Here is a 25,706-nt window from a genome sequence, read left to right as displayed (position 1 = left end):
TTGCGCAATGCATCCGCCTTTGAGGAATGCGCTGCAGTAATGCGACAGCTGAATTACACTGTCGGCATCAGCCGCGGCGCAGCGCTGCACAACGGCAAGTAAAATTTTTCAGAAAAAGGTAAACAGATGGCTTCAAAAGATCCAGTGCCGGCGGCTAGCGCCTTGTCAGAACGTCCAAGCCGCGCCGAGGCGGAATCGGCGATCCGCACCCTGTTGCGCTGGGCCGGCGACGATCCTGACCGCGAAGGTTTGCTGGACACGCCGGCGCGCGTGGCGCGGGCGTATGAAGAATTCTTTGCCGGCTACAGCAAGGACCCGGTCGAAATCCTGTCGACCACGTTTTCAGAAGTCGAAGGCTACGACGAGATGGTGGTGCTGACCAACATCCGTTTCGAGAGCCATTGCGAGCACCACATGGCGCCCATCATCGGCAAGGCGCACGTGGCTTACCTGCCGGACCGGCGCGTAGTCGGCATCTCGAAGCTGGCGCGGCTGGTCGATATCTTCGCCAAGCGCCTGCAGATCCAGGAAAAAATGACGGTGCAGATTGCCGACACCTTGCAGCAAGTACTGCTGCCCAAGGGCGTTGCGGTGGTGATCGAAGCATCGCATGAATGCATGACCACGCGCGGCATCCACAAACCGGGCACCAGCCTGGTGACCAGCCGCATGCTGGGCGCGTTCCGTGACGATCCGTCGACGCGGCGCGAATTCATGAGCATCATCAGCCAGAAGCACGGCGAATAACAACTGCATTGCCGCTCCCGATCCGGCGCCGGCCGGATCGGGAGCATCCATCAGATCAGCGGTCCATCCTCTTTCTCTTCATGCCCGGTAACCCGAGCCAGCATGGCGCGCGCCACCACACTGCGCGACAGGTGCCAGTACAGCGCAATCACCGCCAGCGAAAACAGCGCAAAACCCATCATGCCCGCGTGCTGGTAAAACACCTTGTACAGCTCGATGCCGACGCCGTACAAGGTCATGTTGATCATGCCCATGGTGGCAGCCACGGTAGCCTTCGAGACCGTGCTTTCTGTCAGCGTGAAGCGGATCATCACCGCTGCCGACAAGCCTTCGCCGAAAGCAATCACGCTGATTGCCGCCACCAGGAAATAGGGCTGGTCGAGGAAGGCCGCGCCGAACAGCATGATCAGCACGCCCAGGGCGATCGGATACAGCGCGATCCTGGTCGAGCTGCCCAGGCGCCAGCGGTCGACCTGGCGCGCCAGCACCAGGTTGCCGGCGATCAGGCAGCCGAACACCGGGATCTGCCAGTAACCGTATTCGATCACGCTCAGGTGGCCGTCGGCCACCAGGATTTCCGGCGACATGGCGATCCAGCCGATCAGCGGAATCGCCAGCAAAGGCATGCACATCGCGGCCTTCAGGAAATGGCGGTTACCCACCACCGCGCGGTAGTCGTGCCAGATCTGCACCAGCGGCAGTTTCTCTTTGCGCTGCTTGACGGTTTCCGGCATGTGCCGCGCCAGGCCGACCAGGGAAACGGTGGCGATGGCGGCGATGAATACGAACACCATGCGCCAAGGCAGGATTTCAATCATGAAAGCGCCGGCCACCGGGCCGACCAGCGGCGCAATCAAGGCGACATTGGCCATCAGCGCCGTGACGCGTATCGCGGCTTTTTCTTCAAACGCTTCCTGCACCACGGCATAACCGACCGAAGAAATGAAACACAAGCCCACGCCTTGCAGCACGCGCAAGATGATGAAGCTCTCGATGCTTTGCGAGAACAGCGTCGCCAGGCAGGACAGGATGAAGAACACGGTGCCGCCCAGCATCACGGGGCGGCGCCCAATACGGTCGGAGAGCGGCCCGAACAGCCATTGGAACACGGCGCCGCCGACCAGGAACGCGGTCATGGCGGACGCCATCCAGGCCGCGCTGGCGCCGAATTCGCGGGTCACCGTCAGCATGCCCGGCTGGATCATGTCGTTGGCGATGTAGACCGAAAACTCGAACAGCACCAGAGCCAGCGGAAACATCAGGGTATTACGGGTAAGCGTCGAGATTTTTTGCATTTTTTTACTAGGTGAAGCTGTGACGGCTGGAAGCATTGGCTAACGCGCGGGCAGTGGCTGCCTTACGGGTGTCACGGACGGATTTGCTTGATTCTTTGCTTGATTTAAATGACTGGTGTTGCCCAGTCCGGGTCTGCGCTGAATTCCTCGACCAGGAAATCGAGCATGGCGCGCAGGATGGCAGGCATTTGGCGGCGCGAAGCGTAGACGCCGTAAATACTCATTTCGCGCGGTTGGTATTCTCCGAGCAGCGCGCGTAGTTTACCACTACGCAGCAATCCTGTGGCCGCATACACCGGTTGCATGCTGATGCCGGCGCCGGCGACTGCCGCTTCCAGCAATACCGACGATTCATTGGCGCTCATGTTGCCGCCCACCGGCACCGCCACCGGCGCGCCGTCTTTCTCGAATTCCCACAGGCTCTTGCCGAAGTAAGAGTAGGTCAGGCAATTGTGCAGGGCCAGGTCTTCCGCGCTGTTCGGCGTGCCGTGTTCCTGCAGGTAGGCCGGCGAGGCGCACACCACCGAGCGGCACACCGCCAGCTTGCGCGCGATCAGGTTGGGATCGAGCGCGTTGGTGATGCGGATCGCCAGGTCCACCCGTTCTTCGACCAGGTTGACTGCGCGGTCGACCAGCAGCATGTCGACCGCGGTGTCCGGATAGCGTTTCAAGAAACGCGCCAGCAGCGGCGCCAGGTAGGCCTGTCCCAGCGACATGCTGCAAGTCAGGCGCAGCGTGCCGCGCGGAGTATTCTCGGGATTGGCGGCGGAGGCCTGGATGCCGCCGGCCATGTCCAGCAGCTGGCGGCAGCGCGGCAGGGTGTCGCTGCCGGCCGAGGTCAGGCTCAGCTTGCGCGTGGTGCGATGGAACAGGCGGGCGCCCACCCATGTTTCGAGTTCGGCCAGGTAACGCGACACCATGGCGCGCGACATATCGAGTTTGTCGGCGGCAGCGGTCAGGCTGCCCCGGTCCGCGACTTCGACGAATACCTGCATTGCGACCAGTCTGTCCATGGCGTGTAATCTATTAGGTCGATTTGTGCAACTAACTAGGCACTATTATGCGGTTTTTTGACTCATTTTAGTCAACTATGATGATGGTTCTTTCTCATCACCCCTGGAGATTCCATGTTGAAACGCAAATTTTTCCGTTCGCTGCTCGCCGCCGCTGCCGGCCTGACGATCGCCGGCTCGGCTGCGGCGGCGCCGCAACCCTTGCAGCTGGAGGTCTACAATCCCGGCGCCAACGGCATGTTCCCGGTGTCTTCCGAGCTGGTTACCGGCAGCACCGAGGCCATCGTGATCGATGCCCAGTTTGACCGCGCCAATGCCGCCCAGCTGCTGAAAAAGATCCAGGACAGCGGCAAGAAACTGACCACGATCTACATCAGCCACGGCGATCCCGACTACTACTTCGGCCTCGAAGTGCTGAAGGAAGCTTATCCCGACGCCAAGGTGCTGGCGCCGGCGCCGGTGATCGCTCACATCAAGGCCACCATGCAGGACAAGCTGGCATTCTGGGGTCCCAAGCTGGGTGCCAGCGCGCCCAGGCAGCTGATCGTGCCGGAACCGCTGGAAGGCAGCACGCTGACCCTGGAAGGCCGCAAGCTGGAAGTGGTCGGCCTGGACGGCGCCAGCCCGGACCGCAGCTTCGTCTGGATTCCTTCATTGAAAGCGGTGGTTGGCGGCGTGCTGGTGGCCGGCAACGAACATGTCTGGACTGCAGACACCCAGACCCTGGCTTCGCGCCGGCAATGGATCAAGATGCTGGACAAGATTGCAGCCTTGCATCCGAAGGTAGTGGTGCCGGGGCATTTCAGCGCCGGTGCGCCGCAAAATATCGAATCGGTGCGCTTCACCAGGAACTACCTGAAGACCTATGAAGCGGAAACCGCCAAAGCCAAGGATTCCGCCGCCTTGATCGAGGCGATGAAGAAGCATTATCCAAACCTGGAAGGCGTATCGTCGCTGGAACTGGGCGCCAAGGTCAGCAAAGGTGAAATGAAATGGTAAGCAGCCACGATTGCGGCGACAGCAGCTGTGCGCTGCCCGCCGCCATGGAAAGCACGGACGCAGCGGCGCCGGCGGCGCAGGGTACGGTGCTGCATTACATCTACGATCCGCTGTGCGGCTGGTGCTACGGCGCAGCGCCTTTGCTGCAGGCTGCCCGCGAGATCGAAGGCCTGCACATCGTGCTGCACGGCGGCGGCATGATGACCGGCAGCAACCGCAGGCAGGTCAGTCCGCAATTGCGCAACTACGTGATGCAGCACGACCAGCGGATCGCGGCAATGACCGGCCAGCCGTTCGGCGACGACTACTTCAACGGCCTGCTGCTGGACACCACGGCGATCTTTGATTCCGCGCCGCCGATTACCGCGATCCTGGCGGCCGAAGCGGTTGCCGGGCGGGGACTGGCCATGCTGGCGCGGATACAGGCGGCGCACTATGTGCGCGGCTTGCGGGTTGCCGATGCCGCGGTGTTGCATACGCTGGCAATGGAGGCGGGCCTTGATCCGGCGCTGTTCGACAGCAAGTTCGCCGAGCTCGGCGGCGCTGCCACGCAAGCCCATATCGCCGCCAGCCGCAGCTTGCTGGCGCGTGTCGGCGGCCAGGGTTTTCCCACCTTCGCACTGCAGCGCGAAACGCAAATCGAAGTGCTGGACGCCGGCCGTTTCTTTGGCCAGGCGCAAGCCTGGAAAGCTGCGTTGGGCGCTTAGGATTTCAGCCGGCCCGGATTTGCAGCAAGTGCTGGCCGTGGGCGTGCACCGCGGCCAGCAGCGCCTGCGGTTCGCGCACTTCGAAGGAAAACGGCAAGCGCGCCAGTTGGCGCGCGAACCACGGGATGCTGTCGGTGCTGGTGCGCAGCAGCACGCTGTCTTGCCGCGGTTCCAGCAAGCCGACGCTGCGGCCCAGCTCGGCTGCCGCGGCCTGCAGGTCGGTGTGCAGCAAGACTTCGACCGCGTGGGCGCGCGGCATGGTGGCGATGCTGTGCGCCAGGTAGGCCGCGCTATCGAAATCCGCCGGCCGTTTGAAACGCTCCGCGGTCAGCTCGACCTGCTGCATGCGGTCGAGCCGGAACGAGCGCAGCTGCCGGCGCAGCTGGCACATGCCGCTGGCATACCAGGCGCCGCCGCGGAACACCAGTCCGTAGGGATCGAAAGTGCGTGTACTGGCTTCCCCAAGCCCTGACTGATACGCGAAGCGCACGCTGCGGCGGGCTTCTGCGCCTGAAGCAATCGCTGCCAGCGTTTCCTGGCTGGCGCCGGCAACGGCAGCCGCCTTATCGATAGTGGCGGTTTCACTGAGAGCGCGCACGCGCTGCTTGAGCTGCGCCGGCAGCACACGTTCGAGCTTGGCTTGTGCGCTGGCCACTGCCGAAACGGTTGCGGCCATGCCCATGCTTTCCGCCGCGATCAGGCCTAGCGACATCGCCAGCGCCTCGTCGTTGGTGAGCATCATGGGCGGCAGCTTGAAACCGGCCACCAGCGAATAACCGCCGTGGCGCCCCAGTTCCGACATGACCGGAATCCCCAGTTCCTCCAGCCCGGCGATGTAGCGCCTGAGCGTGCGGCCGTCTACTTCCAGCCGGCGCGCCAGTTCGACGCCGGAGATGCGGTCATGGGTTTGCAGCAGTTCCAGGACTGCGAGCATGCGGATGGCTGGTTTTGACATATTTTTCAGGGCGCCGGTTAAATGCGGACGGATTATGACCGCCTTTGATTTTATCTTCTTCCCCATGCCGCTGCAGTCGTGCAGCAGCATCCGCTTAAACCTGTCAAAGCAAAGGAAGAACATGGAACCCATACTGTTTTATGGCGTACCGCAAGGCTGTTCGCTGGGCAGCATCATCGCCCTTGAATGGCTGGGCGAGCCGTACCGGCTGTCTCGCATAGAAATGCTGGAACACCCGTGGCCGGCCGCGTTCGCACGCATCAATCCGCTGAACCTGACGCCTGCCTACCTGACCGCCGAGCGCCACATCGTCAACGAAAGCTCAGCCATCCTGCTGCACCTCGCGGCGCGCCGCAACAACCTGCTGGGTTATGCGCAGGGCACGCCGGAATACGATCGCCTCAACCGGATGCTGGCCTACCTCAACACGGAATTTTTCTCGGCCTTCAGGCCGCTCTGGATCGCCTGCGAAATGGCGGCCAACCCGCCGGTGCAAGAGATGTTGCGCAATCTCGGAAATCCACGGGTGCAGCAGGCATGCGCCTATCTCGACGGCCTGCTGGCGGAGCGGGAATGGATTGACGGCGGCAGCAAGCGTACCGTGGCCGACGCGTATTTCGCGGCGATTGCGCGCTGGGCGGAATATCACCAGGTGCTGGATGTGCGGCAGCATCCGCACCTGTCGCGCCATCTGCAAAAACTGCGGACCGATCCGGCCGTGATTTTTGCGGATGCGATTGAACGGCAGATCGAAGCAAAAAGCGGCGGCCGGTTCCGCGGCCATGTGACGCTGGATGAAGTTGAGCCGATGCTCGCATAGGCGGGCGGCGGCTGGCTGAAAAAAAACCTGCTTTTGCGCGGGCTTTTGTTTTTTTTAAGGTATTCCCCGGCAGGCCGTGCGGCGATGCGTGGAATGTTGTTGACGTGGCATTTAGTTGTTTATCTGCCGTCATTTGTTGACAACTACTTGCCATTAATCACGAAATTTACAAATTATCTGTTCATTTTTCTGGCAATTCATGACGGCCTTGCATTGTATCGGCCAGCCGCCGGGAGTATTGTGCACTCACTTTTTTAATCCAGTAATTTGACGCAAGAACGACTACGACTGCGCTCGCCAGGCGTTTGCTGCAAGTTAACCGCCCGAGTAAGTCTATGAACCGAGAACCTGCAAATCGTTTTCCTTTATCCGTCATGTCTGCCGCAGCGATCACCATGCTATCCGCATGCGGCGGCGGTGGAGGCGGCGGCTCCAGCGGGCCGGCCAGCTTGCCGCCGGTATCGACCAGCAGCGCCACTCCTGCGCTCAATCCCAACGATCCAAGCAATGCCGGCGCCGCCCATGCACGCGGCATTACCGGCGCTGGCGTAACGGTGGCGGTGGTCGATACGGATTTCAATGTCAGCGATCCTGAATTTGGCGGACGCCTTAGCAAGACCGTGTATTCCAGCGGCGGTGCCGGCGACAGCCACGGCAGCGAAGCGGCGGAAGCGCTGGGCGGCAGCAGCTACGGCGTGGCGCCGGCAGTCAGCATGCTGGGCGCCGCGGTCGGCACCGGCGGCGAAAACGTCACTTTGAATGCCTCGGTTTACCAGGACCTGTTCAACAAGGGCGCGCGCCTCTTCAACCAGTCGAACACTTTTGGTTCGATCGCGGCGCCGGGCGGCAGCGGCCCGACTTTCTACAATATCTACCAGCCTTTCGTGAGCAAAGGCAGCTTGTTCATCTGGGCTGCCGGCAACGATGGCAGCGCCCATCCTAGCCTGACGGCAGGGCTGCCGGCCTTGTATCCAGACCTGCAAAAAGGCTGGCTGGCGGTGGTGGCGGTGAACGCCGCCGGCGGCGCCCAGGGATACAGCAGCAGCGACACTACGCCGGGCGTGATTTCCAGCTACTCGAACCGCTGCGGCGAAGCCGCCAACTGGTGCCTGGCGGCGCCGGGCGATTTTATTTCCGCCACCGCCGGCCGCCGGGTCTACGGCACCTCGTTCGCCGCGCCGGCGGTGACCGGCGCAGCTGCCCTGGTGCAGCAAGCTTATCCCTGGATGAACGCCGACCAGATCCGGCAAACCATCCTGTCAACCGCGACCGGCATGGGCGACACCGCCACATACGGCTGGGGTTTGCTGAACGCCAGCAAAGCCGCCAGCGGTCCGGCCTTGTTCGACACCCGGCTGACCCTGGGCGGCAATTTCGTCGCCAGTTTCGATTCCGTCAGTTCAACCTTCGCCAATAACATCGGCGGCAATGCCGGTTTGCAGAAAGACGGCAGCGGCACGCTGACACTGGCAGGCAACAACACCTACAGCGGCGCCAGTGAAATCGTGAAGGGCACGCTGAACGTGACCGGGTCGGTTGCTTCCGCAGTCGCCATCGACAGCGCCGGCGTGTTGTCCGGCGACGGCGGCCGCATCGGCGGCAGCGTCTCCAACAACGGCCGTCTCAGCAATACCGGCAGCGGCATGACGATTGCCGGCAACTACACGGCCTCGGCCAGCGCCGTGCTGGCCAACCAGTTCAATGCGACCCTGGCCGTAGGCGGCAGCGCCGCGCTCGGCAATTCGCACCTGGTGGCGACCACGCCCGTCGGCAGCAGCGACCCGTCCGGCTACGTGGCGCAGCAAGTGGGCGTCAAGGGCAAGGTGCTGACTGCTGCCAGCGGTGTGTCTGGCGTGTTCCAGGATGTGTCGTTCGAACACGACGGTACGGTTTTCAACCCGGGCACCTTCTTGAGCGCTACGCTGGCATATACTGCCAACGAAGTCGACCTGAGCATAGCGCGCAACGATGTCAAGGTGGTGGCAGCGCAAGCGTTTGCCGCCGACCCTACGCGCAACAACAGCGCCGCCAACCTCGAGACGGGACTCAAGGCGGCCGACGCCATGGCCGCCGGCGGCAACACCGGCGGCAACAACAGCGCTTTCCTGAACAGCGCCGCGGCGCTGCAGCGCACGGCGGATCTCGCCGCCGCGGCCCAGGTGCTGGACAGCCTGTCGGGGCAGATCCATGCCTCTTCGCAGGCGCTGACTTTCCAGCAGTCGCAAGCAGTCAACCGCGATCTGTCGAACCGACTGTCGCTGCTGGCCAATCCGGTTGCGGGCAGCGCCAAGGCCGGCTTGTGGGCCAGCGTGATCGGCGCCAGCGGCAAGCTGGGCGAATCGGGTTATGCTTCTGCCGACACATCCACCTGGGGCGGCCAGTTCGGTTTCGATACGCATTTGAATGACAAGGCGATTGTCGGCGTGGCGTTGTCCTACTCGGAAAGCAAAGCCAGCTTCGACCGTTTCGGCGGCGCCGCGAACAGCCAGGATACCGGCCTGTCGCTGTATGGCCGCTATGCGCTTAGCCATGACGGCATCTACGTTTCCGGCCGCGCCGGCGTCGCCCGCGTGACCAGCAAGATCAATCGCAGCGTGATCCTCGGCAGCGAGGTCGACAGCCTGTCCGCCAATCATACCGACAGCATGATTTCGGCCTATGCCGAAACCGGCTACGTGCGCAAGCTGTCGGCGGCCACGACGCTGACCCCATTTGCCGGCATCAGCTACGACCGCCTCAAGCGCGGCGCATTCACGGAAACCGGCAGCCCCTTCGGCCTCACCGCCGGCAGCAGCAGCTACCGCCAGGCTGCGAGCGTACTTGGCTTGCGCGGCGACACAGGTTTCGACTGGCTGGGCGGCCATACCAATGTTCAAGCTTACGCGGCCTGGCAGTACGGCTTCAACGATGGCAAGCTGGATTTCAACGCGGCTTTCGTCGGTGCGCCGGCTGCCGGGTTTTCGGTGCAAGGCATAGGATTGGCGCGCAACAGCGGCTGGGCCGGCATCGGCATCTCCAGCGCGCTGGCCAGCAACTGGAGCTGGTACGGCAATTACGATGCGCAGTTCGGCAAAGGCGGGCTGGTCAACAATGTATTTTCAGTTGGCATGCGCAAATCGTTTTGACGACCCTGGCGCCGGCGTGATCCGGCAGCGATAAAAAAAACGGCCTGCATGACTCGCGCGAGTCATGCAGGCCGTTTTGCCGGGTACTTCGTGCCGTGTGCTTAAGCAACCGCTTTCAGTTTGTTGAAATCGGTGTTGCTGGCCGGTGCGAAGCCGCCGTGCGCAGGTGCGTGGCCGGCATAGAACTGACCGAAGCGGTTGGCAAGGAAATCCGCCAGCGTGACTTGCTCTTGCCGCACAAAACCGCTTTGCGGCAGCACGCCCGTGACAACCAGGTCGACCATGGCGCAGATGCCGGCCGCGGTAGTCAGCTGGATCGCCGACAGCAGCTGGCCGTTGACCTGCTGGCTATAGGTCTTTTGAGCATAGGTTTCCTGCTCAAGGCGGCCGTCGCGCATGCCGCTGACACTGACGAAGGTCAGCACCACGTCTTGCTTGGTGATCGGGATCGAGGTTTCCAGCACTTCCTTCAGGATCGGACGGCGTTCCAGCTTGCCCAGCTGCAGGTCGCGCACCAGGATCTTGATGATGTCGCGATGGCCGGGATAACGCACGGTCTTGTAATCCAGGTTCTGCACCCGGTCGCGCAGGCTTTCGCACAAGGTGCCGAGGCCGCCGGAGGTATTGAACGCTTCGTAGTCGACGCCGTCGAGCGAGAAGTGTTCCAGCTCTTCCAGCGGCGAGGTTTCGCGCAGCACGCCGTCGACAATCGCTTCGCAAGGATTGCAGTACTCGTTGATCAGGCCGTCGGTGCTCCAGGTCAGGTTGTACTTGAGCGCGTTGCTCGGGAAGGTCGGCAGCGCGCCGACGCGCATCTTGACGTCATGCAGCTGTTCGAAGCGGCTCGCGACGTCGTTCGCCACGATCGAAATGAAGCCGGGCGCCAGGCCGCATTGCGGCACGAAGGCGGTGCTGGAATCGAGCGCCAGCGATTTGACGAAGCGGGTGCTTTCGACATCTTCGGTCAGGTCGAAGTAGTGCGAGTGCGCTGCCTTGGCGGCGGCGGCAATGACCGGCGTCAGGAAATAAGGGCAGGCCGACAGCGTCACGTCGTGGCCGCTGATCAGCTTGGTCACGGTGGGCGCGTGCGAGATGTCCGCCAGGATCGTGGTGACATTGGGAAAACCTGCCTGCTTCACGTATTCCAGCCGTTGCGGATCGCGGTCGGCCACGGTCAGTACATAATCGCCGGTATGGGACAGCAGGTTGAGGATGGCGTCGCCGATTTTGCCGGCGCCCAGAAGGATCAGTTTGGTAGTCATGTCGTCACTCGCTTGTCGTTTTAGTCAATGTTGCTGCTGCAACCATTGTAAATTCGAGTGAAGTCAGATAATAGAGTGTAAATAGTCGTCGAAATGTACAATAATGATACATATTGACGAATATTGAAGATGGATTGTAGCGATGAGAGATAAACTGGACGAAGTCGACCACAAAATCCTGGCGTTGCTGATGGACGATGCGCGCCTGTCCATGGCCACCGTCGCCAAGCGCGTCGGGATTGCCAGGACCACCGCCATAGCGCGGCTGGCGGCGATGGAAAAGAAGGGCGTGATCGCCGGCTACGGCGTACGTCTCGACCTCGGGCTTTACCAGCCCGCAGTGCGTGCTTACGTCGGCATCTCGATTGACTCCCGCAATGCACCATTACTGGTCCAGCAGCTGCAACAGATGTCGCAGGTGGAAACCCTGTGCGCGGTGAGCGGCGTGATCGACTACATGCTGACCCTGCGCTGCCAATCCACCGATGAGCTGGACCGCCTGCTGGACCAGATCGGTGCAATGGAGGGGGTGCGCCATACTTCGACCTCGATCATCCTCAGCAAGCGCATCGATCGCGGTCCGATTTAGGGCAAAGGAGCACTATTGCAGTGCAGCAGATATGTGTTTTATCTATAACAGTTATACGAATAATAAAGCAGACACCGATGCTGCGCTGCCATATAGTTACACCTGTCTCCTCCAACACCTCCTAAGGTTTGGATTCAACCCGCTACCGCAAGGTCAGGCGGGTTTTTTTTGCCCGGGAAAAACTTGCTATCCGTTGGCCGCCAGCAAATCCTTTAAAACCGTCTTGAGCGGCACCGCCCCTTTGCGCGCCGGCCCGGCGAATGCGATCCAGCCCTGATTGAAGCCGTCGAGCATCTGCATGCGCGGCGCATGGTTACCTGAGCCTTGAGCAGTAAAGACGGCAGGCCATTCATCCCGCGCCACGGCCTCCATATGCACCGGCTTGCCGAGCAGCTCGGAAAAAGTCGCCGCGATCTGGTTCGGCGTTATCCGCTGCGGACCCTCCAGCTCGACCACACGCTTGCCCTGCCACTGTTCGAGCAGCAATTCGGCGGCGACCTGTCCGACATCGGCCGTGGCGACCATCGGCACCGGTTTGTCCAGCGGCTGCAGGAAACTCGGGATCACACCGGTGCTCCGCGCGGGGGCGATGTCCCACAAGGCGTTTTCCATGAACCAGGCCGGGCGCAGGAACGCCAGCGGCAGATCCAGGCGGCCCAGCTCTTGTTCCATGATCTGCAGCTGGGTGAGCAGGTTCTCTGGTTCAGTTTGCGCGCCTATGGTCGACAGGCAGACCACTTTGGCGGGCCGGGCCGCCGCTAGCGCCTGGTGCAGTGCGGCGACGGTGCGCCGCGTTTCCTGGAATCCGGGAGACGGCGCGAAAATGGGAGGGAGCAGGATAAACACCCCTTCGACTCCGGTAAACGCCGCTTGCAACGCTGCCGCATCATTCATTTCCGCCAGCGCCACCTGGCACCCTTGCGCCGCCCACGCCCCACCCTTGCCGGCGTTGCGCACCACGGCGCGCACGGGTTGCCCCGCGGCCAATAAAGAACGTGCCACCGCGCCGCCGACCTGGCCGCTGATTCCTGTGATTGCATACATCTGGTTGCTCCTGTTGAAGGCGACTTTTGTCGCGTTGGCGAGAAGTATGCGGCGCTGGCTGCAATTCTCCGATAGCATGAATGTCATTGAATAAGTGACGAGGAATCATCAATGAGCTTCGATGGGCGTCTGGCCAACGGCATGGCAGTGTTGTCGGCGGTGGTGGACGGCGGCAGCTTCGTGCAGGCCGCCGAGACGCTGGACATGACTCCGTCCGGCGTCAGCCGAGCGATTGCCCGGCTCGAAAAGCGTCTCGGCATCCGCCTGTTCGACCGCACCACGCGTTCGGTCACGCTCACCGATGAAGGGCGCCGCCTATACCAGGAGATCGCGCCCTTGCTGGCCAGCCTGGAGCAGGCCGCCGACGGCGCGGCCGCCAGCGCGAAAGCGGTGCGCGGGCGCTTGCGCGTAAATATCGACCCGTATTTTTCCCGCCTCGTCCTCGGGCCTGCGCTCGACCGTTTCATGGAGGGTTACCCGGAGTTGCGGCTGGAGCTGTTCACCAGCAACCAGCTCGGCGACCTGGTGGCCGACGGCGTCGACCTGGCGCTGCGTTTCGGCTATCCGGCATCGTCGTCGCTGGTCGCCAGGAAACTGCTGGAGACGCGGGTCCTGACGGTGGCGGCGCCAGCCTACCTGGAGCGTTACGGCCGGCCGCGAACACCCGCCGAGCTGGAAGGCGGCAAGCACATCTGCATCGAATTCCGCGATTCCATCTCGGGCAGGCCGTTTCCCTGGGAATTCCATCGCGGCGCCGAGCGCGTCACGATTGCCACCAACGGCCGGCTGATTCTCAACGACGCCGGCACCCTGTATAGCGTGTGCGAGGCCGGGCATGCGATTGCCCAGGTGTTTGAACTAGGAGTCGAGCAAGCCTTGCAATCAGGGCGGCTGGTCGAACTGTTTCCGGATTGGCCTGACGAGACGTTTCCCCTCTATGCCCTGTATCCGTCGCGCCACCTGGCGCCGGCCAAGGTGACGGCTTTCCTGGAATTTGTGACTGGTTTGTGTGCGGTCGGAGCCGGCGCCGGACCGGGTAAAAAATGAGCGCAATTTTATGGCTGCATTTTCCCGGCTTGGACTAATATGCAGCCAGGAGGTGACAAATGAATATAAATAATTCTACGGATCGGATTGAAAGAGAAATTGTGCTCAAGGCCGCGCGTTCGCGGGTCTGGCGCGCGTTATCGCACGCCGAGGAATTCGGCGGCTGGTTCGGCGTGGCGCTGAAGGGAAAAACTTTCGCCGCCGGCCAGGCCGTGCAGGGGCAGATCACTTATCCAGGCTACGAACACCTGGCCTGGAACGTGGTGATCGATCGCGTGGAGCCGGAAGGCTTGTTGTCTTTCCGCTGGCATCCCTATGCGGTTGACGCTGCCGTCGACTATTCGCAGGAACCGACCACGCTGGTGGTGTTCGAGCTGATTGCTGTCGAGGAGGGCACTTTGCTGCGCGTGGTCGAATCCGGGTTCGACAATATCCCGGCTGCGCGGCGCCAGGAAGCGTTCAGCATGAACAGCGGCGGTTGGGATGCGCAGATGAAGAATATCGAAAAGCATGTTGCGGCATCCTAGTTCGGATGGAGGCAGGCAGACGGGCAGGGGGCCGTCTGCCTGCGTTATGGGAGCAGAAAACCCTTAATTTATTCAATATTTCAACTATAATTGAAATATGAAAACAAAATCAGTTGTCGCCGCCCTTGCGGCGCTTGCCCAAGATTCTCGCCTGGCGATCTTCCGCGCCTTGGTACAGGCCGGGCCCGAAGGGCTGCCCGCCGGAAAAATCGGGGAAATCACAGGCATCTCGCCATCCTCCGTGTCGTTCCATATGAAGGAACTGTTCCATGCCGACATGGTGGCGTCGCGCAACGAAGGGCGGTTCGTGATCTATTCCGCCGACTTCGCCACCATGAATCAATTGCTGGCATTTCTCACCGAAAATTGTTGCGGCGGGAATCCCTGCATGACCACCTGCAGTCCCGCATGCAACGTCGCCGAGGACGCGTCGTCATGACGGTTTTTATCTGAGAGGCGCCGATGTCAGTCCAATGCGAAGTTATCGGCAAACGCGCCGCGTCCGGATCCATGAATTTTTTTGAGCGTTACCTGACTGTCTGGGTGGCGTTATGCATCGTTGCCGGCATTTTGCTCGGGCAGCTTTTCCCTGCCGGGGTGCAAGCGATAGGTGCGCTCGAAATCGCCAAGGTGAACTTGCCGGTCGGTCTCCTGATCTGGGTGATGATCATCCCGATGCTGCTGAAGATCGACTTCTCTGCCTGGAACCAGGTCAAGGGGCATGTACGCGGTATCGGCGTGACCTTGTTCATCAACTGGGCGGTCAAGCCGTTCTCGATGGCCTTGCTTGCCTGGGTGTTTATCCGCCACTGGTTCGCGCCGTACCTGCCTGCCGGACAGCTGGACTCCTACGTGGCCGGGCTGATCCTGCTGGCGGCGGCGCCGTGCACGGCCATGGTGTTCGTGTGGAGCCGCCTCACCGGCGGCGATCCGTACTTCACGCTGTCGCAGGTGGCGCTGAACGATCTGATCATGGTGTTCGCATTTGCGCCGCTGGTCGCTCTCCTGCTGGGCGTTTCTAGCATCGCCGTACCGTGGGCGACGCTGCTGGCTTCAGTGGTTTTATATATCGTCGTTCCAGTGATCATCGCGCAAATCTGGCGCAAATCCCTGTTGCGCCGCGGCCAGGCCAGCTTCGACCAGCTGATGGAACGCATCCAGCCATGGTCGGTTTCGGCGCTGTTGCTGACCCTGGTGCTGCTGTTTGCATTCCAGGGCAATGCGATCATCGAGCAGCCGCTGGTCATCGCATTGCTGGCGATTCCTATCCTGATACAGGTTTTTTTCAATTCCGCGCTGGCCTATTGGCTCAACAAGATCGTCGGCGAGAAGCATTCCATCGCTTGTCCCTCTGCGCTGATCGGCGCGTCGAATTTCTTCGAGCTGGCCGTGGCGGCGGCGATCAGCCTGTTTGGCTTCAAATCCGGCGCCGCGCTTGCCACCGTGGTCGGAGTACTGATCGAAGTGCCTGTCATGCTGCTGATTGTCGGCATCGTGAACCGCACCCAAGGCTGGTACGAAGGCCGCTGATCCACGACCGGCAGACCGGCTGCCGGCTTTCAAGAAAGTCGAACCATGCACATCACGATTTACCACAACCCCGAATGCGGCACGTCTCGCAACACGCTGGCGTTGATACGCAATACCGGTGTCGAGCCTGAAGTGATCGAATACCTGAAGCAGCCGCCGTCGCTGGAAACACTGGCCAAGCTGATTGCAGATGCAGGCTTGACGGTGCGAGCGGCGATCCGGCAAAAGGGGACGCCTTATGCAGAGCTAGGCCTAGACGCGCCAGGCCTGACAGACGCGCATTTGCTGGACGCCATGCTGTCGCATCCGAGCCTGATCAACCGGCCATTTGTGGTTACGCCAAACGGCACTCGCCTGTGCCGCCCGTCCGAACTGGTGCTCGACATCTTGCCGTTGCCGCAAAAGGGACCGTTCACCAAGCAAGACGGCGAAGTCGTCATTGATTCGGAGGGGCGCCGTGTCACAACATCTGATTAAGCTGCCGAACGTTGACGCAGGACTCTTTCGTACGCCGCTTGCATCGGACTTTGAGGAGGTCGGGCGCTCATCGCACGCACCGCGTTTCCTGCTGCTATATGGTTCGCTGCGCGAGAGATCCTATAGCCGCTTGCTCACGCAGGAGGCTGCGCGCTTGCTGGAAGCGATGGGCGGCGAAGTTCACATATTCGATCCGCACGGATTGCCGTTGCCTGACGGCGAACCCGACAGCCATCCTAAAGTCCAGGAATTGCGAGAGTTGGCGCAATGGGCCGAAGGCATGGTCTGGACCTCGCCCGAACGCCATGGCGCCATGACCGGCATCATGAAAGCGCAGATCGACTGGATTCCCTTGTCCATCGGCGCGCTGCGGCCGACGCAGGGAAAAACGCTGGCGCTGATGGAAGTATCCGGCGGCTCGCAATCGTTCAACGCGGTCAACCAGATGCGCATACTGGGCCGCTGGATGCGGATGATCACGATTCCTAACCAGTCCTCGGTTGCCAAGGCGTTCCTGGAGTTCGACGACGAAGGCCGCATGAAACCTTCGTCTTATTATGAACGCGTAGTCGACGTGATGGAAGAGCTGTTCAAGTTCACCTTGCTTACCCGCGATGTTTCTTCATTCCTGGTCGACCGCTACAGCGAGCGCAGGGAAAGCGCCGAAGAACTCGGCAAGCGCGTGAACCAGAAGCAGATTTGAAAAGCGCCTGGCCTTACTTGAAGACCGGGCGGAAAAAGCTGCGTTCGTAGCTGAGGATGCAACGGGTTTCCTCGGCATACCTGAACGCAGCCTGGCATTCCGCATCCTGCATCGACTTGGTCCTGTATTCCTCATACAGCGCGAGCGAGGGAAACGTGAACATCGCGAGCGCCACGTTGCTGCTTCCCTCGGAGGGGAGGAAGTAGCCATGGTGTATCCCGCCGAATTTTTCTACCAGCGGAATCCAGATTTTCCCGTAGTGCTCGAACTCCTTGAGCTTGTATGGATCGATGATGTAACGCAGGTAGCAGGTAACCATGAGAGTCCTTGTCGGCAAATCGCAACTATAGCTGCTGTGCCGCCGGCTAACAACGGTTGCTTATATCAATTCCCACAGCCAGTTCCAGAATCCGGGCAAAGGGGCGGCTTGGGCGCCGTCCCGTATGCTTCTTGCCAGGGCGGCACGCTCCAGCGCGCCCTTGTCGTCGTAAAACGGCTTGGCTGCAGTCGGCAGCTGGACCGCACGCGCGCAATCCATCAGTATCTGCAGGTATTCCGCCATGTGGTCGGCGGTGTAGCTGTTGATATCGTGAAAAGTCACCACCACCGGGATGCTGCCATCGACCTCCGGCAACTCGCCCGCGGCAATCCGTTCACGCACGCCGGCCAACAGGTGCAGCATGTGGGAGCGTCTTGTCGGGCTGGCCTTGAAGCCGTATATCTTGCCGTCGTTGGCGCTCAGGTCCGTCAGCAAGATATGCAAGCCGTGCTGTTGGTAAATCGCAAAAGTGCGCTTGTCATAGTTCCAGAACGGCGGGCGGACCAGCGTCGGCGCGCTGCCCTGGATGGATGCAATGTCGGCGACGCCGTCGTCCAGCGATTGCTCGAATACGGCGGGGTCAAGGAAACGATGGTTTGCGTGATGCGGCGTGGCGGTATGGAAGCCAAGCAAATGGCCTTCGTCGATTTCACGCCGCAATATGCTGCGCCCGAAGTCCGTCTCGCCGGCGCCGGACGAACGGGTTTGCACAAAAAAGAGGGCTTTGATGCCGGGTTGCAGCGGATTGCGCGCGAGCGTGTCCAGTATGGACAGCGTCGGATTGTCGTTCCTTGGCCTGGCCGGGCCATCGTCGAAAGTCAACAGGAAGCGGATCGGCGGCTGGGATTTCAATCGCTCGGCAGTTTGAGGCGACATGGGAACCGGTTCAATGGCGCAACCTGCGGCGCCGATCGTCACGGAAGCCACGACCAAACAGGAAATGATCTTTTTGACATGCTGCGCCGAGCTGGAAATTACGCTGCGCAATGGCATGAATGAAACGGAAAACGAGGACACGAGGCGGCGGATGGTAAGGTAATAGTTGATGTCAGGGTGTGATGCGGGGTCAATGATACGCCCTCGACCTGCGCCGCCAGCCAGCTGTTACAAACATCTACAGTTACGGCGACCGCCTGGAACAAGGCAGTACGCGCATCGGATCTTGCCTCGTGAGTCTTTGTGAGTCTTGCGCCTATAGGCATGCACCGGCCAGTGACAATTTCTCAGACATTTGCCGACGTGCTTCATCCACCGCCTGGGCCACTGCTTCCGAGCCGAATACCAGTCCCTGCAGCGGGAAAAAATGCACATCGCTGATGCCGATCGACGCCAGCGCATAGCGCAAGTACGGCGTCAGGAAGTCGGCCTGTTTCGCCCGTTCTCCCACATGGAAGCCGCCAGAGCTGACCAGTACAAAAGTCGCGCGGTCTTTCATCAGTCCGACCTTGCCTTGCGGCGTCGCGTGGAAACTGCGGTTGATGCGAATCACATGGTCGATCCACAGCTTGAGCGCGGCGGGCACGGTGAAGTTATGCATCGGGGTGACGATGAACAGCATGTCGTGCTGTTCCAGTTCGGCGATCAGGCGTTCCGACCAGTCGAATTCTTTCGCATCCGGCGCCGCTTGCGAAGTGACGGCAATGGCGTAGTCGCGGCCGATTGGCGGCAGGGGCGACTTCACCAGGTCGCGTTCGGTGACCTGTACGTTGTCGATGCCCGATGCTGCAATCGCTTCCCTTGCGAGGCGGTAGCCATGGCTCGCATCGCTGTGCGGGCCGCCGTTCAATAACAAGATGCGTGTCATGTGGTTGTTCCTTGTGTAAGTGGTTCGACAAAATGCATGCCCTTTGCAAGCAGCCCCTGCCGGAAGTAAAAACGTTGCGCCAGCGCCATGTGCAGGCCGGTATCCAATACAAAATGTTTGCAGTGCAATGCGACAGCCCGTTGCCGCGCCGCCTGCAATAGGCGTTCGCCGAAACCGGAACGATGCAAGGAGGCTGTCACCACCAGGTCATCGACGTAGATGAAACGGCCGTAGAGCAGATTGTCTTGCAGCCGATAGCCGGCAAGTCCGACGATTGCGCCATCGCGCCATGCCGCAAGCAAGCGATATCCTTGCGCGCGTTGCTGCGCGATCTGTGCGCCGTATGCTGCGCGATCGCTCAGGTGCGGCCGCAATTCCTTCATCACCGGGAACGATGCCTCCACCTCTACGTCGCTTTCAATGTGTCTTATTTCTACCTGGGACTGCATGCATTTCTCCAAAAAATTGGCGCCGTTCTATCGTTGTGCCGATGGAGCGAGGGCGAGCCGCTGTACGCGTTGCGGTTTATCGAGCCGCTTGCGATTTGCTGAACCACGCCGCGAACCCCATGTCGCCGAGGCGTGCATCGCCGGCTGGGGTCAGCGATTGATCGTTGATCTGGGTGCCGTAGTACGCGGCGCCGGCATCCGCGACGACGATGCGTTTGTCGCCCAGGGCGTCCAGGTAGCGTGTCATCAAATCGGCGAGCCCGACCTTCTCGGGCCCGGCTGCATCGAATGTGCCGTTGATCGGCTGCATCAGCGCCGTGTCCGATACGATGGCCGCGATGTCGTCCGATGAAATCGGCTGCACCAGCGCCGGCGACAGGCGGATCTGGTTGCCGACCGTGCCGGATTGGGCGATGCCGCCGAGAAATTCGAAGAACTGCGTGGAGCGCACGATGGTGTACGGCACCTTCGATGCCTTGACCAGGTTTTCCTGCGCCATCTTGGCGCGGAAGTAGCCGCTGCCGAGCATGCGTTCGGTGCCCACGACCGACAGCGCGATATGGTGTTTGACGCCGGCGGCCTGCTCCGCGGCGAGCAGGTTGCGGCCGGATGTCTCAAAGAATGCGAGCACCGCCTTGTCTTCGAACGACGGGGAGTTGCTCAGGTCGATGACGACCTGAGCGCCTTTGACCGCGTCCGCCAATCCCTTGCCGGTCAATGTGTCGAGGCCGGTGCTTGGCGAGCCGGCCACGATGTCGTAACCGAGCTGGCGCAGGTTGGCGGCGACTTTCGATCCGATCAGACCGCTGCCGCCGATGATGAGGATTTTCATGCGATACCTTTCAAGGTGTGCCCATCAGCGGGCGACAGGTTGGCGAGCCGAATTGCAGAAGCTGCCGATAATTACTCCGGCATCTTGCGGAACGCGATGGCAAAGCGGTTCCAGCTGTTGATCGAGGTCACGAGCAATGTCAGTTCGACCAGTTCGGTATCGGTGAAATGCGGGCGGACTGCTTCCCACACCGCATCCGGCACGTGGTTTTGCGAAACCAGCGTCAGCGATTCGGTCCATTCCAGCGCGGCGCGCTCGCGTTCGCTGAAGAACGGCGTTTCGCGCCATGCCGCGACGGTAGCCATGCGGCGTTCCGATTCACCAGCCTTGCGGGCGTCGGTAACGTGCATGTCGAGGCAGAATGCGCAGCCGTTGATCTGCGATGCGCGCAGGCGGACAAGTTCCTTGAGCAGGATGTCCAGCGAGCCTTTGTTGATCTGGTTTTCAACGCCGATCAATGCCTTGATGGCGTCTTTGCCGGCACTGTAGAAATCGAGACGGTTTTGCATTTGAAGCTCCTTGGTCAGGTGAATCGAAGTGGATGAATCGATGCTTGCTTAAGGTGAAGTATGCGAGAATCATGGCCATATCAGAAGGGCCAAGAAATTGAAAAAGGACTAGTCCATGAAAACCGCCAAGCCTGACCTGGACCTGCAGGTCGACCGCACCCTGGAATTGCCCATGTACCTGCAGATATGCCAGCGTTTCAAGACCGCGATCGAGCAGGGAAACCTGCGTGCGGGGGATCGCGTGCCGGCAGTTCGGGCGCTGGCGACCGAACTTAACCTGGCGCGCGGCACGGTGGAAATGGCTTATCGGATCCTGGCGGACGAGGGATATCTGCAGGTCAGGGGCGCGGCCGGCACCGTGGTATCGCCGTCGTTGCCGCCGCCGGCTGTCCTCAAGCCGCAGGCAGCCGTGGCCGGACAAGCGCATGCGGTCATCGTCGAGCACGACGGCAAGGCGCCGAAGCCGCTGCAGATGGGTCTGCCTGCGCTCGACGCATTTCCGCGCAAGGTGTGGAACCGGCTGGTCGGGCATCGCCTGCGCGGCAGCGAACCGGCGCGGCTGGCTTATCCCGACCCTGCCGGTTACGACCGTTTGCGTGAAAGGATTGCCACTTACCTGGGCGTCTCGCGCGGCGTGACCTGCCTGCCGGAGCAGGTGTTCGTCACGACCGGCTTGCGCGACACGCTGGAACTGACGTTCAGCAGCCTTTCCACCGCCGGCGATGCGTTATGGTTCGAAGATCCCGGCTACATCTTTGCGCGCCTGTTCCTGCAGAATGCGGCGCTCAAGGTGGTGCCGGTGCCGGTCGATGAACACGGGTTGATGGTCGAAGCCGGCAAGCGCCTCAGTCCGTATGCAAAATTTGCGATCGTTACGCCGTCGCACCAAAGCCCGCTTGGCGTGACGCTGTCGCTGGAACGCCGGATGGCGCTGCTGGAATGGGCCAGCAAGGCTGGCAGCTGGATTATCGAAGATGACTACGATAGCGAGTTCCGTTACCAGGGGCGGCCGCTGCCGGCGCTGAAAAGCCTGGACCGCAATGATCGCGTCATCTACAGCGGCACCTTCAGCAAGGCGATGTTTCCTGGATTAAGGCTGGCTTATGTGGTGGCGCCGGCCAGTGCGGTTGCACGCTTCCAGGCCGCATCCTACAACCTGAAGGCAGGCTGCCCATACCTGTTCCAGGCAGGCGTCGCCGACTTTATCGCGGAAGGCCATTTCTCAAGGCACTTGAAAAAAATGCGCTTGTTGTACGCAGAACGCCGTGCGGTGACGTCACGCGTTTTCCAGGAAATACTGGGCGACCGGATACGGATCGATTTGCAGCCGGGCGGCCTGCACATACTGGCGCAGCTGGCCGATCGCGAAGACGACGTTGCGCTGGCAGGCCATGCGCAGGCTGCCGGTTTGGGCGTGCATCCTTTGTCGCGCTGGTACATCGATGCAAAGCCGCGGCAGGGATTGCTGCTGGGCTTTGCCAATGTCATCGATGAGAAGGAGGCAAGGCGCCTGGCGCTGAAACTGAAGCAGGCGATGGCATAACGCCGCGCCGGCGCCTGAAGCCGGTCTTTTCAATTTTTACCGGCGGCTGTCATTGCGGGCAAGGCACGCCAGCCGGCGCCGCCTGCACGGGCCTTGGGAAAAACCGCAAGGCGGTCAACGCGCATGCGCTGCCCAGCAGCCACACTGCAGGCCAGCTGCCGAACGTGAGGATGTGCGGGATCGCCAGCGGCGTCAGGAAACACATCACGAACACGCTGGTGTTCGCCATGCCCAGCGCCGTGCCTGCGCTGCGGGCGCCGGCGATGGTCGCCAGCTCGGTGTAGGCAACGCCATGCCAGGCGGAGACGCTGACGCCGGTCAGCACCAGCATGGCGATCAGCAGCGTCGCCATCACTGGGCCGACGCTAGGCAACTGGCCGGCCAGCGTCACCAGCGCTGCCAGCGCTGCGAAGGCGATGGCGCTGGCGATGGTGCAGAAACGCAGGAATTCGCGCCGGTTGCGCTTGCGGTCGGTCCAGCGGCCGCTCCATACGCGCATGGCCATGGCGCCGCATTGCAGCGTCGCCATGGCGACGGTGATGGCGGCGATGCCGGCGTGGCTGAAATCGTGCAGGAATACGGTGCCGAAGGACAGGATCGCGAACTGCGGCGCGCACAGGATGCCGATGGCGGCGACGATGCGCCACAGCTGGCGATCCTTCAATGGCGCCGGCGTTGATGGATGCTGGGCCGCATGCGCTTTGTCTGCGCCGGTTGCGGCTGGCTCGTACAGCCAGAGCCAGGTGAAAAACAGCGTCACTGCGCAGAACAAGGCGAGTACGCCGTACGCGGCGGCAAAGCCGGCATGCGCGGTCAGCGCCGGCAGGATCAGGGCGCCGGTGGCGCCGCCCAGCGGCACCGCGGTCTGGCGGATGCTCATCGCCATGCCGCGTTCTTCTTCGCCGAACCAGGTCATCACCGCGCGGCCGCTGGAGCCGTTGACGCTGCCGCCGAGCAGGCCGACCAGCAGCAGGCCGGCGCCAAGCAGCGGCAGGCCCGGCACATGGCCTGGGGCGGGCGCAACAAACAAAGCCATCAGGGCTAGCGCCGCCGCGGTAGCGGCCAGGCCGGACAACAGCACCGGACGGTCACCCCAGCGGTCGGTCAGCAAGCCCCAGGGCAGCTCGCTTAAAGCGATGCCGAGACCCATCAGGCCCAGCACCAGTCCCAGTTCTGCATTGCCCAGGTGGTAACCCGAGCGTATCAGGACGGCAGTGGTCGGAATGCCGCTGAAGGCGGCTGAAAAGCTGGCGTTGGCGGCGACGCCGACGCCCAGCACCTTCCAGCGATGGCGACGATTATTAGATGTTGCATTGGCGGCAATAGCGGATAAGGCCATCTTGATTCTCCTGTAACGATATGCGCTGGCTATGTGCCGATTTATGCGCTTGCGGCAAGTATCGCTTTGCGCGATACTTTTGAATATCAGATAGTTTCGAATTAACAGTTTTGAAAAACAGGATGGTTGCCATGCGACAAATCAGTTTTGACCTCGACGTGCTGCGCACCTTTACCACCGGCATCGACCTTGGCAGCTACGCCAAGGCCGCCGATCGCCTGGGCCGCTCCACCTCGGCCGTGAGCGCCCAGCTGAAGAAGCTGGAGGAGCAGGCCGGCGCGCCGATTTTCCGCAAAGCCGGGCGCGGCCTGGCACTGACCGAAGCCGGCCAGACCCTGCTGGGTTATGCGCGCCGTTTGCTCGACCTCAACGACGAAACCGCCAGCGCGGTGCGCGGCGTCGAGCTGGAAGGGGAGGTAAAGCTGGGCCTGCAGGAAGATTTCGGCGAAGCGGTGCTGTCGGATGTGCTGGGGCGTTTCATGCGCGCCCATCCGAAGGTGCGGGTCGAAGTCTGCGTCGCGCGCAGCTCGGAATTGCGCGAGCGCGTGACCTTGGGCCGGATTGACCTGGCGCTGCTGTGGGAGGGCGGCGCGCCGGCGCTGAATGCGCAGCGGGTCGCCGACCTGCCTCTATGCTGGATCGGCCCCGCGCAGGATGGCCTGGCCTGGAACGGACAAGCGGGCGGCCAGCATGACGCCGGTTCGCCATTGTCGCTGGTATTGCTGGATGCGCCTTGCATGCTGCGCGATATCGCCTCGAATACGCTGGACGCCGCCGGCATCGCCTGGCGCCACGCCTTCACCAGCGCCAGCCTGTCCGCGCTGTGGGCGGCATCGGCGGCGGGACTGGGCCTGACCGTGCGCACGCCGGTCGGCCTGCCGGCCAGCCTGCGCATCATCGAGCCGCAAGCGGCCGGCTTGCCTACGCTGCCGCAGATCGGCTTGTCCCTATACCGGGCGCAAACGATGGCGGGGCCGGCGGTGAACCGGCTGGAGGAACTGCTGCTGCAGGCGGTGCACGAAACCATCCGCAGGGTCACGGCGGCCTGACCGGTTGCGAGCGCCGCAGCCATCCTGCGGCTGGCCGCTGCACTGGCCTGGCGCCGGATATTGCAGCCGGTTTAAAGCGGCGTCACCGGGATGCAGAGATCGCACTCGAATGTGCCGGTCTTGCCGTCGCAGGCGGCGTCGACCGGGTAGTACTCGAAGAACGGGCGGGTGTCGAGCTGCATGCCGCTGGCCGGCAGCCAGTCGCGCAGCAGGCGGGTCCAGGTTGCACCGATGTCGCGGCCGGTGCCGCTGTAGCGGGTCACCGCATAACTGCCGCCTGGAACGGTGGTGGTGAACGATTTGCCGCTGGCGACAAAGTCGTCCGGCACTTCGACGCCGGCGTCGTAGCGGCACTTGTCAGAGCTGGCGATGCCCGGGTCGTCGTGGCTGATGCCGTAGCGCGGGCGGCCGAACAGGTTATTGGTTTCCATCCATGGGCTGACAGTCTCCACCCAGAATTCCGCGATCGGATGGCCATAGGGGCCGATGTAGCGCATGTAAGCGATTTTGGCGGCCTGGCGCTGGACGATTTTGACTTTCATGGGAATCTCCGTCATGTCTGTTTGGGAGTTTCCATGATGGTCCGCACTGCGTTTGTTTTCCTGATCCTGCTTGCGATGCGGCTGACCAGGATTGCTGTTGCGGCCAGCCGCAAGCTGCGCGGCCCAGCGGTCCGCCTGTCCCTGGCGCCACTCGCTGGCGGTGCAGCCGAACCTGGCCCTGAACGCGCGCGCAAACGCTTCGGCGGAACCAAAACCTACCGCGAGCGCGATTTCCAGCACCGGCACGCCGGGCTGGCCGATCAGCCGCAACGCCGCCATTTCCAGCCGGCGCCGGCGCAGGTAATCGCCCAGGGTTTCGCCCATCCAGGCCGAGAACAGGCGGTGAAAATGAAACGCGGAAAAATGGGCGACTTCGGCCAGCGTGCTCAATTCAAGCGTCTGGTCGATGTGGCGGTCGATATGCTCGATCACCTTGTGCATGCGCCTGGCGTAGGCTGCCTGGTTTTCCTGGGATGTCAT

The 25,706-nt window shown here is 61.8% G+C and carries 28 protein-coding genes; 15 read left to right on the top strand and 13 right to left on the bottom strand.

Features of this window, described 5'->3' with window-relative positions; translation table 11 throughout:
* Positions 1–126: 126 nt before the first annotated feature.
* On the top strand, positions 127–747 hold the full coding sequence (folE, locus tag V8G57_RS24460) for a GTP cyclohydrolase I FolE (RefSeq protein WP_092400472.1): 621 nt from the start codon (positions 127–129) through the stop codon (positions 745–747).
* Between the two features lie 50 nt (positions 748–797).
* Here folE and V8G57_RS24455 read toward each other — a convergent pair whose 3' ends face one another.
* Positions 798–2,042 carry an MFS transporter gene (locus V8G57_RS24455; protein WP_342831580.1) on the bottom strand — a complete coding sequence of 415 codons (1,245 nt, stop codon included), beginning with the start codon at positions 2,040–2,042 and terminating at the stop codon, positions 798–800.
* Between the two features lie 104 nt (positions 2,043–2,146).
* Positions 2,147–3,055: a LysR family transcriptional regulator gene (locus V8G57_RS24450; protein ID WP_092400476.1), complete on the bottom strand. Its 909-nt coding sequence runs from the start codon at positions 3,053–3,055 to the stop codon at positions 2,147–2,149.
* A gap of 114 nt (positions 3,056–3,169) precedes the next feature.
* Here V8G57_RS24450 and V8G57_RS24445 point away from each other — a divergent pair, with 114 nt between their 5' ends.
* Positions 3,170–4,054, top strand: coding sequence for an MBL fold metallo-hydrolase (locus V8G57_RS24445; RefSeq protein ID WP_342831579.1), 885 nt, complete (start codon positions 3,170–3,172; stop codon positions 4,052–4,054).
* 44 nt (positions 4,055–4,098) lie between these two features.
* Positions 4,099–4,761: a DsbA family protein gene (locus V8G57_RS24440; protein ID WP_342831591.1), complete on the top strand. Its 663-nt coding sequence runs from the start codon at positions 4,099–4,101 to the stop codon at positions 4,759–4,761.
* Between the two features lie 4 nt (positions 4,762–4,765).
* Here the strand turns inward: V8G57_RS24440 and V8G57_RS24435 are convergent, their stop codons facing one another.
* Positions 4,766–5,716 (bottom strand): helix-turn-helix transcriptional regulator, encoded by a 951-nt coding sequence (locus V8G57_RS24435; protein WP_342831578.1) that lies wholly within the window; start codon positions 5,714–5,716, stop codon positions 4,766–4,768.
* A 121-nt stretch (positions 5,717–5,837) separates the two neighbouring features.
* Here V8G57_RS24435 and V8G57_RS24430 point away from each other — a divergent pair, with 121 nt between their 5' ends.
* Positions 5,838–6,536 (top strand): glutathione S-transferase family protein, encoded by a 699-nt coding sequence (locus V8G57_RS24430; RefSeq protein WP_342831577.1) that lies wholly within the window; start codon positions 5,838–5,840, stop codon positions 6,534–6,536.
* A 335-nt stretch (positions 6,537–6,871) separates the two neighbouring features.
* Positions 6,872–9,661 carry an autotransporter domain-containing protein gene (locus V8G57_RS24425; protein ID WP_342831576.1) on the top strand — a complete coding sequence of 930 codons (2,790 nt, stop codon included), beginning with the start codon at positions 6,872–6,874 and terminating at the stop codon, positions 9,659–9,661.
* 101 nt (positions 9,662–9,762) lie between these two features.
* Here the strand turns inward: V8G57_RS24425 and V8G57_RS24420 are convergent, their stop codons facing one another.
* Positions 9,763–10,923: a saccharopine dehydrogenase family protein gene (locus V8G57_RS24420; RefSeq protein WP_342831575.1), complete on the bottom strand. Its 1,161-nt coding sequence runs from the start codon at positions 10,921–10,923 to the stop codon at positions 9,763–9,765.
* A 142-nt stretch (positions 10,924–11,065) separates the two neighbouring features.
* Between V8G57_RS24420 and V8G57_RS24415 the strand changes: the two genes are divergently transcribed.
* Positions 11,066–11,512 (top strand): Lrp/AsnC family transcriptional regulator, encoded by a 447-nt coding sequence (locus V8G57_RS24415; protein WP_092400488.1) that lies wholly within the window; start codon positions 11,066–11,068, stop codon positions 11,510–11,512.
* A gap of 186 nt (positions 11,513–11,698) precedes the next feature.
* Here V8G57_RS24415 and V8G57_RS24410 read toward each other — a convergent pair whose 3' ends face one another.
* Positions 11,699–12,556 carry an NmrA family NAD(P)-binding protein gene (locus tag V8G57_RS24410; RefSeq protein ID WP_342831573.1) on the bottom strand — a complete coding sequence of 286 codons (858 nt, stop codon included), beginning with the start codon at positions 12,554–12,556 and terminating at the stop codon, positions 11,699–11,701.
* Positions 12,557–12,667: 111 nt separating this feature from the next.
* Between V8G57_RS24410 and V8G57_RS24405 the strand changes: the two genes are divergently transcribed.
* From V8G57_RS24405 to arsH, 6 genes are all read left to right on the top strand, one after another.
* Positions 12,668–13,603, top strand: a complete 936-nt coding sequence (locus V8G57_RS24405; RefSeq protein WP_092400492.1) for a LysR family transcriptional regulator — start codon at positions 12,668–12,670, stop codon at positions 13,601–13,603.
* Between the two features lie 65 nt (positions 13,604–13,668).
* A complete protein-coding gene (locus V8G57_RS24400; protein ID WP_092400539.1) occupies positions 13,669–14,130 on the top strand; it encodes an SRPBCC family protein in 462 nt (153 codons plus the stop codon).
* 97 nt (positions 14,131–14,227) lie between these two features.
* Positions 14,228–14,569, top strand: a complete 342-nt coding sequence (locus V8G57_RS24395) for an ArsR/SmtB family transcription factor (RefSeq protein WP_342831572.1) — start codon at positions 14,228–14,230, stop codon at positions 14,567–14,569.
* 23 nt (positions 14,570–14,592) lie between these two features.
* On the top strand, positions 14,593–15,660 hold the full coding sequence (gene arsB / locus V8G57_RS24390; protein WP_092400496.1) for an ACR3 family arsenite efflux transporter: 1,068 nt from the start codon (positions 14,593–14,595) through the stop codon (positions 15,658–15,660).
* A 45-nt stretch (positions 15,661–15,705) separates the two neighbouring features.
* Complete coding sequence (gene arsC, locus V8G57_RS24385; RefSeq protein ID WP_342831571.1) at positions 15,706–16,137, top strand: arsenate reductase (glutaredoxin); 432 nt, start codon at positions 15,706–15,708, stop codon at positions 16,135–16,137.
* The gene (gene arsH, locus V8G57_RS24380) at positions 16,118–16,840 is read left to right on the top strand and encodes an arsenical resistance protein ArsH (protein WP_342831570.1); all 723 of its coding nucleotides are present in this window, start codon (positions 16,118–16,120) and stop codon (positions 16,838–16,840) included. Before arsC ends, arsH begins: the two co-directional genes overlap by 20 nt.
* 13 nt (positions 16,841–16,853) lie before the next feature.
* Here arsH and V8G57_RS24375 read toward each other — a convergent pair whose 3' ends face one another.
* Positions 16,854–17,159: an NIPSNAP family protein gene (locus V8G57_RS24375; RefSeq protein ID WP_092400502.1), complete on the bottom strand. Its 306-nt coding sequence runs from the start codon at positions 17,157–17,159 to the stop codon at positions 16,854–16,856.
* A 60-nt stretch (positions 17,160–17,219) separates the two neighbouring features.
* Positions 17,220–18,035 (bottom strand): polysaccharide deacetylase family protein, encoded by an 816-nt coding sequence (locus V8G57_RS24370; protein WP_342831569.1) that lies wholly within the window; start codon positions 18,033–18,035, stop codon positions 17,220–17,222.
* Between V8G57_RS24370 and V8G57_RS24365 the strand changes: the two genes are divergently transcribed.
* Positions 18,034–18,198, top strand: coding sequence for a hypothetical protein (locus V8G57_RS24365; RefSeq protein ID WP_254785196.1), 165 nt, complete (start codon positions 18,034–18,036; stop codon positions 18,196–18,198). The genes V8G57_RS24370 and V8G57_RS24365 overlap by 2 nt on opposite strands.
* Before the next feature lie 153 nt (positions 18,199–18,351).
* Here the strand turns inward: V8G57_RS24365 and V8G57_RS24360 are convergent, their stop codons facing one another.
* From V8G57_RS24360 to V8G57_RS24345, 4 genes are all read right to left on the bottom strand, one after another.
* Complete coding sequence (locus V8G57_RS24360) at positions 18,352–18,963, bottom strand: FMN-dependent NADH-azoreductase (protein ID WP_342831568.1); 612 nt, start codon at positions 18,961–18,963, stop codon at positions 18,352–18,354.
* Positions 18,960–19,412, bottom strand: a complete 453-nt coding sequence (locus V8G57_RS24355; RefSeq protein WP_342831567.1) for a GNAT family N-acetyltransferase — start codon at positions 19,410–19,412, stop codon at positions 18,960–18,962. The genes V8G57_RS24360 and V8G57_RS24355 overlap by 4 nt, the downstream gene beginning before the upstream one ends.
* Before the next feature lie 76 nt (positions 19,413–19,488).
* Complete coding sequence (locus tag V8G57_RS24350; RefSeq protein WP_342831566.1) at positions 19,489–20,244, bottom strand: SDR family oxidoreductase; 756 nt, start codon at positions 20,242–20,244, stop codon at positions 19,489–19,491.
* 71 nt (positions 20,245–20,315) lie between these two features.
* Positions 20,316–20,753, bottom strand: a complete 438-nt coding sequence (locus V8G57_RS24345; protein WP_342831564.1) for a carboxymuconolactone decarboxylase family protein — start codon at positions 20,751–20,753, stop codon at positions 20,316–20,318.
* Between the two features lie 115 nt (positions 20,754–20,868).
* On the opposite strand from V8G57_RS24345, the gene pdxR reads away from it, so the two are divergent.
* Positions 20,869–22,296, top strand: a complete 1,428-nt coding sequence (gene pdxR / locus V8G57_RS24340; protein ID WP_092400514.1) for a MocR-like pyridoxine biosynthesis transcription factor PdxR — start codon at positions 20,869–20,871, stop codon at positions 22,294–22,296.
* Positions 22,297–22,345: 49 nt separating this feature from the next.
* On the opposite strand, the gene V8G57_RS24335 is transcribed toward pdxR, so the two are convergent.
* Positions 22,346–23,635, bottom strand: coding sequence for an MFS transporter (locus V8G57_RS24335; RefSeq protein ID WP_342831562.1), 1,290 nt, complete (start codon positions 23,633–23,635; stop codon positions 22,346–22,348).
* Between the two features lie 131 nt (positions 23,636–23,766).
* On the opposite strand from V8G57_RS24335, the gene V8G57_RS24330 reads away from it, so the two are divergent.
* Positions 23,767–24,684 (top strand): LysR substrate-binding domain-containing protein, encoded by a 918-nt coding sequence (locus tag V8G57_RS24330; RefSeq protein ID WP_092400541.1) that lies wholly within the window; start codon positions 23,767–23,769, stop codon positions 24,682–24,684.
* 71 nt (positions 24,685–24,755) lie between these two features.
* Here the strand turns inward: V8G57_RS24330 and V8G57_RS24325 are convergent, their stop codons facing one another.
* The gene (locus tag V8G57_RS24325; RefSeq protein ID WP_342831561.1) at positions 24,756–25,706 is read right to left on the bottom strand and encodes an AraC family transcriptional regulator; all 951 of its coding nucleotides are present in this window, start codon (positions 25,704–25,706) and stop codon (positions 24,756–24,758) included.

This window comes from Collimonas rhizosphaerae (genome assembly GCF_038896935.1).
GTDB classification, from domain to species: Bacteria; Pseudomonadota; Gammaproteobacteria; order Burkholderiales; family Burkholderiaceae_D; genus Collimonas; species Collimonas rhizosphaerae.
Note: the sequence above shows the minus strand (reverse complement) of the source record. Positions and strands in the feature narration are given on the sequence as shown.

Bases quoted from the DNA above. Each gene is read 5' to 3' on its own strand.
- pdxR (WP_092400514.1), top strand. From the start codon at position 20,869: ATGAAAACCGCCAAGCCTGACCTGGACCTGCAGGTCGACCGCACCCTG.
- V8G57_RS24415 (WP_092400488.1), top strand. From the start codon at position 11,066: ATGAGAGATAAACTGGACGAAGTCGACCACAAAATCCTGGCGTTGCTG.
- V8G57_RS24435 (WP_342831578.1), bottom strand. From the start codon at position 5,716: ATGTCAAAACCAGCCATCCGCATGCTCGCAGTCCTGGAACTGCTGCAA.
- V8G57_RS24360 (WP_342831568.1), bottom strand. From the start codon at position 18,963: ATGACACGCATCTTGTTATTGAACGGCGGCCCGCACAGCGATGCGAGC.
- V8G57_RS24335 (WP_342831562.1), bottom strand. From the start codon at position 23,635: ATGGCCTTATCCGCTATTGCCGCCAATGCAACATCTAATAATCGTCGC.
- V8G57_RS24330 (WP_092400541.1), top strand. From the start codon at position 23,767: ATGCGACAAATCAGTTTTGACCTCGACGTGCTGCGCACCTTTACCACC.
- folE (WP_092400472.1), top strand. From the start codon at position 127: ATGGCTTCAAAAGATCCAGTGCCGGCGGCTAGCGCCTTGTCAGAACGT.
- arsC (WP_342831571.1), top strand. From the start codon at position 15,706: ATGCACATCACGATTTACCACAACCCCGAATGCGGCACGTCTCGCAAC.
- V8G57_RS24430 (WP_342831577.1), top strand. From the start codon at position 5,838: ATGGAACCCATACTGTTTTATGGCGTACCGCAAGGCTGTTCGCTGGGC.
- V8G57_RS24325 (WP_342831561.1), bottom strand. From the start codon at position 25,706: ATGACATCCCAGGAAAACCAGGCAGCCTACGCCAGGCGCATGCACAAG.
- V8G57_RS24440 (WP_342831591.1), top strand. From the start codon at position 4,099: ATGGAAAGCACGGACGCAGCGGCGCCGGCGGCGCAGGGTACGGTGCTG.
- V8G57_RS24395 (WP_342831572.1), top strand. From the start codon at position 14,228: ATGAAAACAAAATCAGTTGTCGCCGCCCTTGCGGCGCTTGCCCAAGAT.
- V8G57_RS24410 (WP_342831573.1), bottom strand. From the start codon at position 12,556: ATGTATGCAATCACAGGAATCAGCGGCCAGGTCGGCGGCGCGGTGGCA.
- V8G57_RS24365 (WP_254785196.1), top strand. From the start codon at position 18,034: ATGGGAACCGGTTCAATGGCGCAACCTGCGGCGCCGATCGTCACGGAA.
- V8G57_RS24355 (WP_342831567.1), bottom strand. From the start codon at position 19,412: ATGCAGTCCCAGGTAGAAATAAGACACATTGAAAGCGACGTAGAGGTG.
- V8G57_RS24375 (WP_092400502.1), bottom strand. From the start codon at position 17,159: ATGGTTACCTGCTACCTGCGTTACATCATCGATCCATACAAGCTCAAG.
- V8G57_RS24370 (WP_342831569.1), bottom strand. From the start codon at position 18,035: ATGTCGCCTCAAACTGCCGAGCGATTGAAATCCCAGCCGCCGATCCGC.
- V8G57_RS24445 (WP_342831579.1), top strand. From the start codon at position 3,170: ATGTTGAAACGCAAATTTTTCCGTTCGCTGCTCGCCGCCGCTGCCGGC.
- V8G57_RS24450 (WP_092400476.1), bottom strand. From the start codon at position 3,055: ATGGACAGACTGGTCGCAATGCAGGTATTCGTCGAAGTCGCGGACCGG.
- arsB (WP_092400496.1), top strand. From the start codon at position 14,593: ATGTCAGTCCAATGCGAAGTTATCGGCAAACGCGCCGCGTCCGGATCC.
- V8G57_RS24420 (WP_342831575.1), bottom strand. From the start codon at position 10,923: ATGACTACCAAACTGATCCTTCTGGGCGCCGGCAAAATCGGCGACGCC.
- V8G57_RS24405 (WP_092400492.1), top strand. From the start codon at position 12,668: ATGAGCTTCGATGGGCGTCTGGCCAACGGCATGGCAGTGTTGTCGGCG.
- V8G57_RS24350 (WP_342831566.1), bottom strand. From the start codon at position 20,244: ATGAAAATCCTCATCATCGGCGGCAGCGGTCTGATCGGATCGAAAGTC.
- V8G57_RS24455 (WP_342831580.1), bottom strand. From the start codon at position 2,042: ATGCAAAAAATCTCGACGCTTACCCGTAATACCCTGATGTTTCCGCTG.
- V8G57_RS24345 (WP_342831564.1), bottom strand. From the start codon at position 20,753: ATGCAAAACCGTCTCGATTTCTACAGTGCCGGCAAAGACGCCATCAAG.
- V8G57_RS24425 (WP_342831576.1), top strand. From the start codon at position 6,872: ATGAACCGAGAACCTGCAAATCGTTTTCCTTTATCCGTCATGTCTGCC.